This is a genomic window from Acinetobacter entericus (assembly GCF_026168575.1).
In the GTDB taxonomy this organism is placed as follows: Bacteria; Pseudomonadota; Gammaproteobacteria; order Pseudomonadales; family Moraxellaceae; genus Acinetobacter; species Acinetobacter bouvetii.
Genome location: NZ_JAPEQW010000018.1, coordinates 69,386 through 82,829, shown reverse-complemented (window position 1 = coordinate 82,829; position 13,444 = coordinate 69,386). Strand labels below are relative to the sequence as shown.

The window sequence follows — 13,444 nt, the reverse complement described above, 5'->3', positions numbered from 1 at the left end:
AGATCAGGCGTTTATTGCAAAAATACAAAGCTCAAGGCCCAGCTGCATTAGCCCATGCCGGTCGTGGTCAAATCAGCAATTCCAGGCTTCCTGAAGAGCTCAGACTCAAGTGCCTCAATATTGTTTCTGATCAACTGCATGGTTTCGGACCCACTTTAGCGCATGAAAAGCTCACCACCGTTCATGGCTTTGATATTTCAGTGGAAACACTGCGTTCCTGGATGATTGCAGCCGATTTATGGATTCCTCGATCCAAACGTCTGAAACGCCCGTATCAGCCTCGTTATAACCGGGACTGTTATGGTGAACTGATCCAAATCGATGGCTCACACCATGACTGGTTTGAAGGTCGAGCCCCTAAATGCTGTCTGCTGGTATTTATCGATGATGCCACAGGCAAATTACAGCATTTACGCTTCTGTGAGTCGGAATCAACCTTTGACTATATGATTTCAACACGTTTGTATGTTGAGCAGCATGGTAAGCCTTTAGCCTTCTACAGCGATAAACATTCAGTCTTCAGGGTGAATCAAAGCAGTAAGAAAGACACCAAGATTACCCAGTTTGGGCGCGTACTCAGCACCCTGAATATCGATATCATCTTCGCTAATTCACCGCAGGCCAAAGGCCGTGTGGAACGGGCCAACAGAACCCTTCAGGACCGTCTGATCAAGGAGATGCGCCTGAAAGGCATCTGTTCGATTGAGCAAGCTAATGTCTGGCTACCCTGCTTCATTGAGCAGTTCAATCAGAAGTTCGCCAAGATGGCTTTTAATCCTAAGAATCTACATCGGCCTATCACTGAAACAGCCGAAGAGTTAGATGATATTTTTACTTGGCGTGAACCTCGCAGAGTCACGAATAGCCTGACGATTACTTATGATAAATGCGTCTATCTGCTGGAAAATACAGAAGAAAACCAGAGTCTCATGGGTAAATATATTGAATTTCTAGAATACCCAGACGGTACGGTCGCCATTGAATATCAGGGAAGAAAAATCAATTACAGCATCTTCGATAAATTAAGTCAGCTGAACCAGCGAGAGATTGTTGAGAATAAACGTTTGAGTTCAGTCTTGGCCCATATCCAGCAACAGCATGAAGAACTAGAACAGCAAAACAAACGAAGTCGTTCTCAATCTATGCCACGTAGACGAGCACAGAAAACAGCAATTCAACAACGAAATCTGAATCCTGTGCTTGACTTGGAAATGTCTGTATAGGACATTTCTATTTGGTTATTAGGTAGGACATTTCTACTTGGGAATAACATGGTGCGCAATGTTCTCCGCACGTTCGTAACCAGAACAGCAATCTAACTCGACCTTCTCCACAATTCTATCATTCACCCTTCTAACTATAAACTCTAAAGTAATCCGACAACTTTTAATACTGTAAAAGCCTAAAAGAATCAATAAATAAGCAACATACCTCTCTTTGGATAATAAAAAAACATTTAAGCGCTTAATCTTTCATTTTTACTTGACCCATTGCAGTTTCATCCCTAAAATGCGCATCAGATTCTCCAATAGCTCAGTCGGTAGAGCGACGGACTGTTAATCCGCAGGTCCCTGGTTCGAGCCCAGGTTGGAGAGCCATCTATTCTTCCATAGCTCAGTCGGTAGAGCGACGGACTGTTAATCCGCAGGTCCCTGGTTCGAGCCCAGGTGGAAGAGCCAAGATTCTAAAAAGCCCAAGCGTCATGACTTGGGCTTTTTTTATGCGCAGACAAATTGATGCCCCCAAACTGCTTAGATTTAGTGCATTCAGTTCATTTTGGAGCGGTTTTATCAGTTTCACGCTTGACCAAACAGCCTGCTGTGCATAAAATCTCTTCCAGATTCTCCAATAGCTCAGTCGGTAGAGCGACGGACTGTTAATCCGCAGGTCCCTGGTTCGAGCCCAGGTTGGAGAGCCAAATTCTAAAAGCCCAAGCATCATGACTTGGGCTTTTTTTATGCATAAAAATAATTATAATGTGCTAACGTAATAATAATTCTAGACAATTAGAAATGTATATTCCACCGCCTAAAGCAAAATCCAAAGACTTCCTGCGCCTTAAAGCTATTGCTTATGCACTGCTGATTGTTGTGCTGCCCTGCTGCTTCTTTCTCTATACCTGTGCACCCAAGTCCAAACTTGAGAAGCAAATTGCGCATGCACCCGAACTGTTTGATCAATCCAGCAATGAAGAAATTCCAGATTCACAGCAGTTAATGATTCCAGCCAGTGCTTTCTCAGGCGAAACACTGCACATTGATGATCAAGGTGATATTTTGGCTCAATTCAAAGCATTGCCGCATTGGGAATCTCCGATTATGCGGGTACAGAATGATTTTGGTCAGCTCTTTATGCATTTGGATTTTGCAGGGATTCAAAATACACGTAAGGATGCAGAAATTTATGTTTTAGCTGTATGTCATTTGGGCAATCATCAAACGATTTGCCCTTTAAATAGCGCTTACCCGCAAGAGCGGGTCTATTTAAACGCATCCACCAAAGATAAGACCGAATATCAAACCTTAAGCGGCTCTTCAGGAAAATCATGGTATTACTATGCTAAGGGCTATACTGCAGAGTACCTGATCAGCACGCCTATGCAGGATGTCAGCTTTATCGCTGTTGCTTCCTTACCTCAAGACTATCAATCCAAATGGATTCGTTTAAGCACAGCAACACACCCTATTCTGCACACCCAAACCTCCTATTTTTTTCAAAGCCATCATTCAAAATATTATAAATTTTTACTGCTTCTTTTGCCTATTATTGCTGGTATTATGTTTATGCATTACCGCGGCTTTGAAAGCACACAAGTGCTTGCTCTAGGCATCCTCAGTTTAATCTTTTTCACTTTAAGCACATATATTTGGGACTTGCATTATTTAGTGATCAGCTGCTTGCTCATGTCCATTGCAAGCGTGGTTTATATTTATTCCAACAGTTATTTCCGCCTGATTTATCTCGTCGGATTCTTAATGCTGGCGGGATTTTCTTTGCAGTTTTATGGCGGTATGAATAAGGAGTTCCTCATAAAAACCGGTATGCCGCTCTTAATTGGACTGGCTTTATTGTTCTCCAAATAATGCAGAATAGTAAAATGGCAAGTGCTTAATGCTTGCCATTTTACATTTTTCAGTCACTTTGCTATGACATTAAAACTTAAAGTATATTTATATCGCTTCAGCTCATTGCCTTTATGGTCAAATGGCTGCTGATAATCTATTTTCAGCAAAGAAAAATTCAAAATACCCTGCTCATCAGTGGTCACTGTTTTTAGCACCTTAGTATCTCGGCTGTAATCCGTAGTCTGCACTAAAATTTCAGCACTTAAACCTTCAATACCCTTTTGGTTATCCAACACTTTAAACTGAATAGGCTGATTGACCTGAATTACATTTGGATGAGTGATAAATTGCACATCGAAACCATCATGTACATGCGATGCTGCAACACTTAAAATAACTCGGCGTGAAACAAAAGTTTCTATAATTTCTTGTGTTTGAACAGTTTTAATTTTTGTATTTTTAGCCAACTGCGATCGATAAACCACATTCGGACTGATTGCTTTATCAGCAGCTGGCTGCCCGCCAATTAAAGCTTTCCACTCTTTATTGACTTGCGCAAAACTGCTCATGCTGCCCGTCTTTTCACCGCGAATACGATAAGTACCATCAACCTTATTTTCCAAGCTATAACTGCTCAGTGTTTGAGTCTTTGCCCAGTCTGTGTCTTTTAATTCAATCTTCTGTCCAGCAGGTGTATGCACGTGGAACTTAAAATTTTTAATCGCAATTTCAGCGACAAAAGGATTGTCGTAGAAGCCCGATATAATCGCCGAGTGATTGTTAAAAGTCTGATAGCTGAGCGGTGCCACATAGGGATAATGCGCTTGTGCTGCAGAGGCAATCACTAAGCTACTGCTGATTAAGCTTAAATTTCGGACTAAATTCATGGTACATCATTCATGTAAAATTTGATGAATTTTAAGAGCATACAGCCATATTATAAATAATTCTTATTTACTAAAATTATAAAGGTATAAAAAATCCCCCTAAATAGGAGGATTTTCTTTTAACATTTACGCTGCTTTAATTGGTATACCGCTATGAAAACGGAAATTCTCATCAGGACTCAGAATGAGGTCTTTTTCAACTTCACGAATCCGCTCAATACGCATTTGAATATCTTCTTTCGGATTTTTCAGTTTAGACGTGGTTGCTACATCCATCGCCAATGCTAAATAGTCCTCATAATGACGTGATTCAGACTTCAGCAAGTAACGGTAGTAACGCCCCAATTCATCATCTACCAGCGGTGCAAGCGCATAAAAACGCTCACATGAACGCGCTTCCACAAAGGCACCAACCACAAGAATATCAATTAAAGCCTCAGGCTCAAATGTACGCACTTCTTTACGCAATCCACCTGCATAACGGCCAGCGCTAATTGCCGTCCATTCCTGACCGCGTTTAGCCATCAATTCCAGCACCTGCTCATAATGCAGCATTTCTTCACGCACCAGTTGAGCCAGCTTAATTTGCAAATCAGAAAAAAAACTGTAGCGGAACATGAGATTCATGGCCGTACTGGCGGCCTTCTTTTCGCAGTTCGCATGGTCCTGCATCAAAATATCTAAATTTTGCACAGCTTCATCTAACCATGCTTTGGGAGTCTCACAGCCTAAAAAGCTGATCACTGGCTTCATCAGCTCAGCGTAATCAAGATTTGACATAGATCTAAACTAAATAAAATTAACGTGCAGCTTTAATGGCTGTTTTCATACGCTGTACAGCTTGCTCTAAGCCTACAAATACTGCGTCTGCAATAATTGAGTGACCAATGTTTAATTCATGAATCTGAGGAATTTGCGCAATTGGCGTAACATTGTCTAGGTTTAAACCGTGCCCCGCATTGACGATTAAGCCCTTAGAGGCAGCATATTCTGCACCTCGAACAATACGCTCAAGCTCATGCTGCTGCGCTTCTGGCGTTGCCGCATCTGCATATGCGCCTGTGTGCAATTCAATGACAGGCGCACCGCAGGCTACAGCTGCATCAATTTGTGCAATATCAGCATCGATAAACAATGAAACTTCACAGCCTATCGCGTTAAGTTCATGCGTTGCTTTTTTAACATCTTCAAAATGACCAACAACATCTAAACCGCCTTCAGTGGTGACTTCTTGGCGCTTTTCAGGGACAAAGCACACATGCTGCGGCTGAATTTCTTTGGCAAATGCCACCATTTCATCGGTAACCGCCATCTCTAAATTCATATGCGTTTTTAAGACAGGGCGCATGCGGCGTACATCATCGTCTTGGATATGGCGGCGGTCTTCACGCAAATGCAGCGTAATGCCTTCTGCACCTGCTTGTTCACAAATTTGCGCAGCCTTTACAGGATCAGGGTAATCGGTGCCACGAGCTTGTCGCAAAGTTGCTACATGGTCAATATTTACACCTAATAATGCAGCCATAATATTTTCCTAAATTACGATTGTGTTTGAGAATTCTGTATCCACAGCTGACGGCTTTTTAAAGGCCGATCACCCAGCAATGAACTGATCATTTGCCGATACAGCTTAGAAAGTAATTGTAACTGTTCTGGACTAAAATCCCTACCCTTTTCATATTCGCACATGGCAAGGATGTGCTGTCCATCCAGTGTCGAACGTGAAGGCTGTGCTGTTGGCAAAAATCCATCATTTAACTGAAAAATATATTGCTGCTGCGGCAGGATTTCATGCTGATTTGAATCAGTCGAAAAATCTAATGAATAACCTAATTCTTCCAGTAATTCATGTTCGAATTTACGTAAAATTTGCTTTAAAAATTGATTCGGATTGTTTTGGCTTGATAAAAATTGCAAATAAGCCAAAGTCTCAGCATATTGCAGATAAGTCTGCGGCATTTCTACTTCTAATGGGCAAAGCCGCAATAAAATTTCGTTTAAATAAAAACCGGAAAAGAAAGCATCGCCAAAAAAGAAAATCGGCTGATTGACTATTTCCAGCTTGGTAAAATTTTTAAGTTCAGATTTCCCCGATGCTTGCAGGCAAATCGGCTGATATTGCGGCGGTGGTGTTTGCCTTAAAATGCCGTCAACACGGCCATGCTCTTGCGTAAACAAGTGCACAATATGGCTTTTTTCGCGGTATTTGCGGTGATGGATTAAATAACCATGCAAAATTTCATTGCGCATGATTGCTGAAATTAATCCTGTTCTTTTTTGTCTTTATTATCTTCGTCATCACCATCTGGAATGACTGCGCCGACAACGGCTGCGGTACCTTTCACCACACCCTTTGTCGTTTTATAAGCAACTTTGACAGGAACAGTAACGATTTTAGTAATGCATCCTTGCAGAAAAATAACACAGACTGCAACCGCTAACACTTTCATCATTACGCTTCCCTCAAAGTTTCATTGTCTAGCAATTAGATATCGCTATAACCCAAGCTTTTTAATGCACGCTCATCATCAGACCAGCCGCCTTTCACTTTAACCCAAAGCGTCAGCATGATTTTCTGTTCGAACATTTTTTCCATGTCGACACGGGCATCCATACCGATTTTTTTCAGTTTTGCGCCCTTTTCGCCAATCACGATGGCCTTTTGACCCGGACGGTCAACGAAAATTGTGGCATCAATGTAAGTACAGGCTGCTTTTGGACGGCCCGTTTTTTCATTAATTGTCGCTTCTTCTGTTTTAAACGATTCAATTTGAACCGTTAAATCATAAGGCAGCTCTTCACCCAATTGGCGCATGATTTTTTCACGGATCACTTCAGAGGCTAAGAATCGCTCTGAACGGTCTGTCAATTGTTCCAGTGAATACAACGGCGGCTGGAATGGCAAATAGTTTTCAATGGTACTGCGCAAATGATCCAAGTTCGCGCCGCGAAGCGCTGACACTGGAACAATTTCAGCAAAATTCATGAGTTTTGCGCGCTCTTGAATCAACGGCAAGGCATGGTTTTTATTTTCAAGCGTATCAATTTTATTGATCACCAGAATCACCGGCATTTCCGCATTCTTCAGTTTTTCCAAAACCAATTCATCGTTTTGTGTCCACTTATCTGCATCAAGTACAAATAAAACTAGATTGACATCACGCAAAGCTGAATGCGCGGCGCGGTTCATCATTTTATTGATGGCGCGTACTTCTTTCTTATGCATCCCCGGCGTATCGACAAATACCGCTTGAGACTTTTCACGCGAATCAATACCGACAATTTTATGACGTGTGGTTTGCGGTTTACGTGAAGTGATAGAAAGTTTCTGCCCCAAAATATGGTTCATTAACGTTGATTTGCCAACGTTTGGACGGCCCACAATGGCAACAAAACCGCTCTTATAGTCAGAAGGAATGGTGGTACCTTGCGAACTAAAGAATTGATTAATTAAATCATTGCCGCTGTCTTGCGGCTCGTGATCAGCATCGATGTGATCGGAATGAGTAGTCATTAAGACTTTTTCTCCAAAATTTCTAAAATATCTGCCGCTACAGCCTGTTCGGCAAAACGGCGGCTTGATCCTTCACCATATTTAACAGGCAAGCCATCTACAATGCATTCCACTTTGAAATGCTGATTTGGCGCATCACCCTGAATATCAACAACCTCATAAACCGGCAACGGTTTTTTACGCGCCTGCAGATATTCCTGTAAACGGGATTTCGGATCTTTAAGCTGATCTGACGGCTCAATGATGTCTAAATATGGCACATACCATTTCAAAACAATGGCTTCCAGAATTTTCAAATCCTGACAATCCACATAAATGGCGCCAATGATCGACTCCACGGTATCAGCAAGTATAGACTCACGATGATGACCGCCAGATTTCAGCTCACCTGTACTTAAAATTAAGCTTTGGCTTAACTTTAAGTCATTGGCAATTTTTCCTAAGGCCTCTTGACGCACAAGCGTAGCACGCATCCGCGTCAAACGGCCTTCATTTTCATGCGGATAAGCATGATAGAGATAATTGGCAATAATCATCCCTAATAATGAATCGCCTAAAAACTCCAGACGTTCATAATTGGTTTTATGGCTCACCGATCGGTGGGTCAAGGCCAGCTGCAGCAACTCAGGCTGTTTAAACTGATAACCGATACGACTGGCTAAACGTGCATCATTTAGCTTGGACTGAGCTTTGATCAAAACTTTTCTCGAACTTCAACACAATATCTATATTCAATAAGAATGGTTTTCTTATTTCATAATCCTTTTTCACTTGGATACCATCTACATTAGTCGCCTGCGCAACATCCTGAAATCTTAAATCACGGATATTATTCATCAGTAAACGTTTATCCACTTCTTCTGCAAACCTGGCTGGGCTTAAATTTTTCGGACCATCTTTTAATTGCGCTTCAATCTGCTGGTCAATCAGATGATCATCCAAATACGGCCCCCAAACCGCGATTGCAATTTTGGCCATGAAAGCTAAACCAATAATTGCAATCAATATAGCAATATACGAAGCCCCTTTCTGATGTCGCATTTTTTATTTTCCTAATAATGCATTAATCAATTTTGCCGTTACGGCTAAATGACGGCAATTTAAAACCAGGCTCTTTATGCATCCATTTATAGAATGCACGGCCTGTTAGATTTTCTTCAGGGACAAAACCCCAGAAACGGCTGTCAGCACTTTGATCGCGGTTATCCCCCATCGCGAAGTAATGACCTTCTGGTACTTTCACTTCCCAATATAACCCATTTTCATTCGAATATTTACCATTATCGACATAATTGATAAATGGCGCCTGACGGGCAATATTTACCCCCTCAAGCTCACGCATGGTGAAGGTATGCGTACCCAAAGTTTCTTTGTGGTAAATCGAGGTTGGCGTATCCTGCACATCTTTTGCACGGCTAAACTCTACCGGCACTTTGGCAACTTTCTGGCCATTAATGGTCAATTGGCCATGATCATAAACAATATGATCCCCCGGCAAGCCAACCACACGCTTGATATAGCTGATGCTTGGCTGCGGCGGATAACGGAATACAATGACATCGCCGCGCTCCGGCTCACTCACATCTATAATTTTTTTGTTTACGATGGGCAAGCGGATACCGTATTCAAATTTATTCACCAAAATAAAATCACCCGTTTCTAAAGTAGGCACCATAGAATCTGATGGAATATTAAAAGGCTCATATAAAAAAGAACGCAGAATGAGAACAACTGCAAGCACTGGCCAGAAGTCATACGCCCAAGTAATAATGACATTTTCATTACCCTTGCCTTTAGTCTGCCGCTGTTTCCAAACCAGCTTATCCAGCAGCCACACAATAAAGAAAACCAATGTGACAGGTACAAGGATTAAATTAAAATCAAAATCCATGAGCGTAATGACCTCGAGTTATTATCTTTCTACTTTCAACACAGCAAGAAACGCTTCTTGCGGGATTTCAACACTGCCCACTTGCTTCATACGTTTCTTGCCTTCTTTTTGCTTAGACAAAAGTTTCTTCTTACGTGAAACGTCGCCGCCATAACATTTAGCCAATACGTTTTTCCGCATTGCCTTGACCGTTGAACGGGCAATAATCTGCGCACCAATGGCGGCCTGAATTGCCACATCAAACATTTGACGGGGAATCAGATCTTTCATTTTCTCAACCAAGGCAATACCACGGTGGCGAGCATCATTACGGTGACAAATCATGGCTAAAGCATCCACTTTATCACCATTAATTAACACATCTACCTTAACCAAAGATGAAGATTCGAAACGTACAAAGTTATAATCCAGCGATGCAAAACCGCGTGAACAGGATTTCAGCTTATCAAAGAAATCCATAACCACTTCCGCCATTGGAATTTCAAACGTAATCGATACTTGGTTGCCCAGGAATTTCATGTCTTTTTGCACACCGCGACGCTCAATACATAAAGTCATCACATTGCCCAAATACTCCTGCGGCACAAGAATATGGCATTCTGCAATCGGTTCACGCAGGTCTTCAACTGTTGAACCATCCGGCATTTTTGATGGACTGTCGATGTATTTGGTTTCACCATTTTTCATCAGCGCTTCATAAATAACCGTCGGCGCAGAACTGATCAGATCTAAATCATACTCGCGCTCTAAACGCTCTTGCACAATTTCCATGTGCAGCATGCCCAAGAAGCCGCAGCGGAAACCAAAACCTAGAGCATCTGAGCTTTCCGGTTCAAAGAACAACGCCGAGTCATTAATTTGCAATTTATGCAATGCTTCGCGGAATGGTTCAAAATCGCTGGCATCAATTGGGAACAGGCCTGCATATACCTGCGGCTTAACCTTTTTGAAACCGGGTAAAGTCGGAACATCTGGTGTAGCTGCAAGCGTGATGGTATCACCGACTGGCGCACCAAAAATATCTTTGATGCCTGCAATCACAAAACCGACTTCGCCTGCTTCAAGCATGCCCGTTTCAGTATGCTTAGGATTAAACACACCGACTGACGTAATGATGTGCGTTTGACCGGTTGACTTAACCAGCATCTTGTCGCCTTTACGCACACGGCCTTCTTTGATACGAACCAAAGAGACAACGCCAAGATAGTTATCAAACCATGAGTCAATAATTAATGCTTGTAGCGGCGCTTCACGGTCGCCTTGTGGTGCAGGAATCACATCTACCAGTGTTTCCAATACACCTTCAACACCTAGTCCAGTTTTAGCTGAACATGTTGGCGCATGCGTTGCTTCAATCCCGATAATTTCTTCAATTTCGTGAATGACGCGCTCTGGTTCCGCCTGCGGCAAATCAATTTTATTCAGCACCGGCAGAACTTCTAAGTTCTGTTCAATGGCGGTATAGCAGTTGGCAACCGATTGCGCTTCTACACCTTGCGCAGCATCAACAACCAATAAAGCGCCTTCACAGGCAGCCAAAGAACGCGATACTTCATAAGAAAAGTCCACATGCCCCGGAGTATCAATAAAGTTCAGCTGATATTCCTGACCATTGGGATGCGTATAATACAAGGTAACCGATGCGGCTTTAATGGTAATGCCGCGCTCACGCTCTAACTCCATTGAGTCCAGAACTTGCGCCTGCATTTCACGGTCCTGTAAACCGCCGCACATTTGAATAAAGCGGTCTGCAAGAGTCGATTTGCCATGATCGATATGCGCAATAATCGAAAAGTTACGAATGTTTTTAATATCAACAGATTTTTTAGCTTGCGCCATGAGTTACCTTGAAAAAAAACGCGCTATGCACACAATTTAAAATGCACAGCAAAAGCTGAAAAGAAATTGCGAAAGATTATAGCAGATGGTTTTTTCAATGTATCCATAATAATGAACTCCTTTTGCGCTTTAAGCGCCGGCGTTCAAAGCATTACAACTTCAAAGCGAAAAAACCAAACTTCATTTACGCATCATAAACGCTGAAATCCATCGGGTTTTCTGTATTAGAAAGAGGCTGATACGCTTGCGTAAAAGTAGGTGACATGCGCTTAGGGCGGCCCGTGGCTATTTCTACGCAAGCCCACTGCGTATTGCCGGCAAACAGGATTGCTTTATCTTTTGGCCGATAAAACACATACTGACGGTATGAATACAAGGCATTGATATCGTTCAGCCATGAGCGCAAAATAATCTCATCGCCTTCCATGGCTGCTTTGCGGTACTGCACATGATGCTCCACCGCCACCATGGCATGCTTCAGTTCCAGGTATTGTTTTAGGCCCAAACCCAGCGCTTCAATATGCTCTGTCGCGACATCCTGCATCCAGCTCATATATACAACATTATTCACATGCCCCAGCACATCGATATGTTCTGGCTGCACTGTAATTTTCATATCAAAAATTGTGCTCATTTTTCCCTGCTTTACTGGCTCATCTTTGGCCCCCACAGTCTAAGGCAAATCGGCCTGCAGTAAATTGCAAAAAATAAAAAAACCGCTCATGCAGAACGGTTTTATATTTCTCTAGAATACACAGGATTATTCGATACGCATACCGACTATTGCGCGCTGCCCTTCACGGATAATTGTAACTCGCGCAACGGTATTCTTTTTCAAATCCGAGACTGCAACTATAAAGTCTCTGGTATTGCCGATTGCCTTATTATTAATTTGAGTAACAACATCCCCGGGCAGAATGCGCGCTTGAGAAGCAATGCCGCCACGGCGCACATCCTGAATCAGCACACCGCCTTTAGTATCCAGCTGCTTAAGCTCAGCGGCATTCAAGTCACGTATGCTGACCCCTAAAATTGGCCCCTTGCTTTGCTGCTGTTCAGCATCCGCTTTTGCAGGAGTATCATCCGGCGCGGTGTCTAAAGTTGCAGAAATATTGCGGCGGCTGTCATCACGCAGCACTTCCAATTGAATACTCTGATTGGGCACGGCGCGGTTTAAATAGTTCAGCAGCTCTGAGGTCCGCGAGATTGGCGTGCCATTGAATTTCAAAATAACATCGCCGGATTTAAACCCGGCTTTAGCCGCTGGAGAACTTGGCGCAACTTGCGTAATCAAAGAACCTTCCGGCTTTGCCAATTTATAAGACTCCGCCAAGTTGCGGTCAATATCCTGCAAACTTACCCCCAAATAAGCACGGGTCACTTTGCCATGCTTTTTCAGCTGATCCGCAACATCCATCGCCACATCAATCGGAATGGAGAATGACAAGCCCATATAGCCGCCAGTCCCGCTGAAGATCCGTGAATTGACGCCAACCACTTCACCGCGCTGATTAAATAATGGCCCGCCGGAGTTTCCGGGGTTCAGGGCCACATCGGTTTGGATAAACGGCACTGAAGTTTCACCCATCATATTGCGCATTTTTGCGCTGACAATGCCGGCAGATGCTGAATAATCAAAACCAAAAGGCGAGCCGATCGCCAATACAGGCTCCCCCACTTTCAGCTGGCCAACATTCCCTGTGCGCAATTCGGGAAAACCTGAACCTGTAACTTTTAATAAAGCGACATCGGTGCGTTCATCACTGCCGACAACCTTGGCGTCAATTTCACGGCGGTCATTCAATACAATCGTCACTTTAGTCGCATCTTCGACCACATGGTGATTTGTCAGCAAATAGCCATCTTTACTGATAAAAAAGGCGCTGCCATAAGCTGTTTTTTCCTGCGGCACCTGCTGCTGCGGAATAATCACTTGATTGCCAAAAAAACGTTTTAAAATCTCTGGCACTTGCTGCTGCAAAAGCTCTTCCTGGCTCAGCTTTTTCACTACATTGACGCTTACGACCGCAGGACTGACCTGCTCGACAAGATTGGAAAAATCCACCGGCGCAGCAGCATGCGCCTGAACAGCAGCGGCAGCAAATACCGCAGCATATAATCCTTTTTGCATCGTTTGATTTCTCATCTTAAGCATTCACTCAAATTATTGATGTTTTGAAATATGATTGGTTTTAACATAAAGCATGAAGCTTAATCGTTACAATATGTTTGAATACATTCTTATAAA

The 13,444-nt window shown here is 42.9% G+C and carries 14 protein-coding genes and 3 tRNA genes; 5 read left to right on the top strand and 12 right to left on the bottom strand.

All coding sequences use genetic code 11. The annotated features are described in order from the left end of the window. From OKC24_RS13870 to OKC24_RS13850, 5 genes are all read left to right on the top strand, one after another. Nucleotides 1-1,223, top strand: a 1,223-nt coding sequence (locus OKC24_RS13870; protein ID WP_265465693.1) for an ISNCY family transposase, incomplete at its 5' end; no start/stop codon positions are given. 299 nt (nucleotides 1,224-1,522) lie between these two features. Then, nucleotides 1,523-1,598 (top strand) — tRNA-Asn (locus OKC24_RS13865). Between the two features lie 5 nt (nucleotides 1,599-1,603). Next, nucleotides 1,604-1,679, top strand: a tRNA-Asn gene (locus OKC24_RS13860). Nucleotides 1,680-1,842: 163 nt separating this feature from the next. Continuing rightward, nucleotides 1,843-1,918: transfer RNA gene (locus tag OKC24_RS13855), tRNA-Asn, on the top strand. A gap of 94 nt (nucleotides 1,919-2,012) precedes the next feature. Further along, entirely contained in the window at nucleotides 2,013-3,083 is a 1,071-nt protein-coding gene (locus tag OKC24_RS13850) for a hypothetical protein (RefSeq protein ID WP_130147166.1), read from the top strand. Between the two features lie 53 nt (nucleotides 3,084-3,136). Here the strand turns inward: OKC24_RS13850 and OKC24_RS13845 are convergent, their stop codons facing one another. From OKC24_RS13845 to OKC24_RS13790, 12 genes are all read right to left on the bottom strand, one after another. Beyond that, on the bottom strand, nucleotides 3,137-3,952 hold the full coding sequence (locus OKC24_RS13845) for a DUF4198 domain-containing protein (RefSeq protein WP_131276521.1): 816 nt from the start codon (nucleotides 3,950-3,952) through the stop codon (nucleotides 3,137-3,139). A 126-nt stretch (nucleotides 3,953-4,078) separates the two neighbouring features. Continuing rightward, nucleotides 4,079-4,732: a MiaE family protein gene (locus OKC24_RS13840; protein ID WP_130147162.1), complete on the bottom strand. Its 654-nt coding sequence runs from the start codon at nucleotides 4,730-4,732 to the stop codon at nucleotides 4,079-4,081. A gap of 19 nt (nucleotides 4,733-4,751) precedes the next feature. After that, nucleotides 4,752-5,477 (bottom strand): pyridoxine 5'-phosphate synthase, encoded by a 726-nt coding sequence (pdxJ, locus tag OKC24_RS13835; protein WP_130147160.1) that lies wholly within the window; start codon nucleotides 5,475-5,477, stop codon nucleotides 4,752-4,754. Between the two features lie 14 nt (nucleotides 5,478-5,491). Beyond that, nucleotides 5,492-6,205 carry a DNA repair protein RecO gene (gene recO / locus OKC24_RS13830; protein ID WP_171457744.1) on the bottom strand — a complete coding sequence of 238 codons (714 nt, stop codon included), beginning with the start codon at nucleotides 6,203-6,205 and terminating at the stop codon, nucleotides 5,492-5,494. An 8-nt stretch (nucleotides 6,206-6,213) separates the two neighbouring features. Next, complete coding sequence (locus OKC24_RS13825; protein WP_130147156.1) at nucleotides 6,214-6,405, bottom strand: NF038104 family lipoprotein; 192 nt, start codon at nucleotides 6,403-6,405, stop codon at nucleotides 6,214-6,216. A 32-nt stretch (nucleotides 6,406-6,437) separates the two neighbouring features. Then, nucleotides 6,438-7,466: a GTPase Era gene (era, locus tag OKC24_RS13820; RefSeq protein WP_131276523.1), complete on the bottom strand. Its 1,029-nt coding sequence runs from the start codon at nucleotides 7,464-7,466 to the stop codon at nucleotides 6,438-6,440. Continuing rightward, complete coding sequence (gene rnc, locus OKC24_RS13815; RefSeq protein ID WP_131276525.1) at nucleotides 7,466-8,164, bottom strand: ribonuclease III; 699 nt, start codon at nucleotides 8,162-8,164, stop codon at nucleotides 7,466-7,468. Before rnc ends, era begins: the two co-directional genes overlap by 1 nt. Further along, nucleotides 8,136-8,507 (bottom strand): DUF4845 domain-containing protein, encoded by a 372-nt coding sequence (locus OKC24_RS13810; RefSeq protein WP_131276527.1) that lies wholly within the window; start codon nucleotides 8,505-8,507, stop codon nucleotides 8,136-8,138. Before OKC24_RS13810 ends, rnc begins: the two co-directional genes overlap by 29 nt. A gap of 22 nt (nucleotides 8,508-8,529) precedes the next feature. Then, nucleotides 8,530-9,357: a signal peptidase I gene (gene lepB / locus OKC24_RS13805; RefSeq protein WP_130147147.1), complete on the bottom strand. Its 828-nt coding sequence runs from the start codon at nucleotides 9,355-9,357 to the stop codon at nucleotides 8,530-8,532. A gap of 21 nt (nucleotides 9,358-9,378) precedes the next feature. Next, a complete protein-coding gene (lepA, locus tag OKC24_RS13800; protein WP_130147145.1) occupies nucleotides 9,379-11,196 on the bottom strand; it encodes a translation elongation factor 4 in 1,818 nt (605 codons plus the stop codon). Nucleotides 11,197-11,380: 184 nt separating this feature from the next. Continuing rightward, nucleotides 11,381-11,830 (bottom strand): acyl-CoA thioesterase, encoded by a 450-nt coding sequence (locus OKC24_RS13795; RefSeq protein WP_131275766.1) that lies wholly within the window; start codon nucleotides 11,828-11,830, stop codon nucleotides 11,381-11,383. A 126-nt stretch (nucleotides 11,831-11,956) separates the two neighbouring features. Continuing rightward, nucleotides 11,957-13,342: a Do family serine endopeptidase gene (locus tag OKC24_RS13790; protein WP_131275767.1), complete on the bottom strand. Its 1,386-nt coding sequence runs from the start codon at nucleotides 13,340-13,342 to the stop codon at nucleotides 11,957-11,959. Nucleotides 13,343-13,444: the final 102 nt, after the last annotated feature.

Bases quoted from the DNA above. Each gene is read 5' to 3' on its own strand.
- OKC24_RS13850 (WP_130147166.1), top strand. From the start codon at position 2,013: ATGTATATTCCACCGCCTAAAGCAAAATCCAAAGACTTCCTGCGCCTT.
- OKC24_RS13845 (WP_131276521.1), bottom strand. From the start codon at position 3,952: ATGAATTTAGTCCGAAATTTAAGCTTAATCAGCAGTAGCTTAGTGATT.
- OKC24_RS13840 (WP_130147162.1), bottom strand. From the start codon at position 4,732: ATGTCAAATCTTGATTACGCTGAGCTGATGAAGCCAGTGATCAGCTTT.
- pdxJ (WP_130147160.1), bottom strand. From the start codon at position 5,477: ATGGCTGCATTATTAGGTGTAAATATTGACCATGTAGCAACTTTGCGA.
- OKC24_RS13825 (WP_130147156.1), bottom strand. From the start codon at position 6,405: ATGATGAAAGTGTTAGCGGTTGCAGTCTGTGTTATTTTTCTGCAAGGA.
- era (WP_131276523.1), bottom strand. From the start codon at position 7,466: ATGACTACTCATTCCGATCACATCGATGCTGATCACGAGCCGCAAGAC.
- OKC24_RS13810 (WP_131276527.1), bottom strand. From the start codon at position 8,507: ATGCGACATCAGAAAGGGGCTTCGTATATTGCTATATTGATTGCAATT.
- lepB (WP_130147147.1), bottom strand. From the start codon at position 9,357: ATGGATTTTGATTTTAATTTAATCCTTGTACCTGTCACATTGGTTTTC.
- lepA (WP_130147145.1), bottom strand. From the start codon at position 11,196: ATGGCGCAAGCTAAAAAATCTGTTGATATTAAAAACATTCGTAACTTT.
- OKC24_RS13795 (WP_131275766.1), bottom strand. From the start codon at position 11,830: ATGAGCACAATTTTTGATATGAAAATTACAGTGCAGCCAGAACATATC.
- OKC24_RS13790 (WP_131275767.1), bottom strand. From the start codon at position 13,342: ATGAGAAATCAAACGATGCAAAAAGGATTATATGCTGCGGTATTTGCT.